At 73.5% G+C, this 1,257-nt stretch carries 1 protein-coding gene; it reads left to right on the top strand.

From position 1 onward, the window contains the following. Window positions 1-50 precede the first annotated feature (50 nt). The gene (locus tag ACZ7SW_RS46770; protein WP_470236839.1) at window positions 51-1,250 is read left to right on the top strand and encodes an IS30 family transposase; all 1,200 of its coding nucleotides are present in this window, start codon (window positions 51-53) and stop codon (window positions 1,248-1,250) included. Window positions 1,251-1,257 lie beyond the last annotated feature (7 nt).

Genomic DNA, 1,257 nt, shown 5'->3' on the forward strand with positions numbered 1-1,257 from the left:
CTTGGGGTCATGGGGTTGTTGCAACACCGCTTTGTTGAAGGGGTGGGGTTGTGGCGCGGGTGTTTCAGTGGTTGCCGCGGTGGGTGCAGGTGGAGTTTTGGGAGCGGATCCGGGCGGGGGTGGCGGTGAAACCGGCGGCGTGGTCGGTGGGGATCGCCGCTCCGACGGGGGCCCGGTTGTTCCGGCAGGCTGGCGGGGTGATCGGGAATGCGCCCCGCCAGCCGGGGCCGGTGCGGTTGAGCCTGGCCGAGCGGGAGGAGATCGCCTGTCTGCGGGCGGCGGGTCAGGGGGTCCGCGCGATCGGGCGGGCGATCGGGCGGCCGGGGTCGACGGTGTCGCGGGAGCTGGCCCGCAACGCCGGGCCTGCGGGCGGTTACCGGGCCAGCAGCGCCCAGCACGCGGCCGAGCAGCGCGCGAAACGGCCCAAGGCCGCGAAGCTGGCCGCGGATCCGGTGCTGCGGGAGGCGGTGCGGGCGGGACTGCTCCGGCTGTGGTCGCCGCGGCAGATCTCGGCGAGACTGGTGCTGGATTTCCCCGACCGGCCGGAGATGCGGGTGTCGCACGAGACGATCTACCAGTCGCTGTATGTGCAGGGCCGGGGCGCGCTGCGCCGGGAGCTGGCCGCGGCGCTGCGGACCGGGCGGGCGCTGCGGGTCCCGCGCCGCCGGGCCCAGGCCCGCCGGGCCCGGCCCGGGGCCCGGATCGCGGACATGGTCAGCATCAGCGAGCGGCCGGCCGAGGCCGCCGACCGCGCGGTCCCCGGGCACTGGGAAGGCGACCTGATCCTGGGCAAGGACAACCAGTCCGCGATCGCGACCCTGGTGGAACGCTCCACCCGGTTCGCGGTGCTGGTGCCCCTGCCCGACGGCCGCGACGCCGCCGCGGTCGCGACCGCGATGACCGAGGCGATCCAGGCCCTGCCGCCGCTGCTGGTCCGGTCGCTGACCTGGGACCAGGGCACCGAAATGGCCCACCACAAGCAGATCGCCCTCGCCACCGGGATGGAGATCTACTTCTGCGACCCCCGCAGCCCTTGGCAGCGCGGCAGCAACGAGAACACCAACGGCCTGCTGCGCCAGTACTTCCCCAAAGGCACCGACCTGTCCCAGCACACCCCCGCCGACCTCGCCCGCGTCGCCGCCGAACTCAACGGACGACCACGCCAAACCCTCGGCTGGCACACACCCGCCGAAGCCCTCGCCACGCTACTCTCAGGCCACCAGACACCAGGTGTTGCAACCACCACCTGAATCCGCC

It is taken from the genome of Amycolatopsis sp. NPDC114484 (assembly GCF_055633755.1).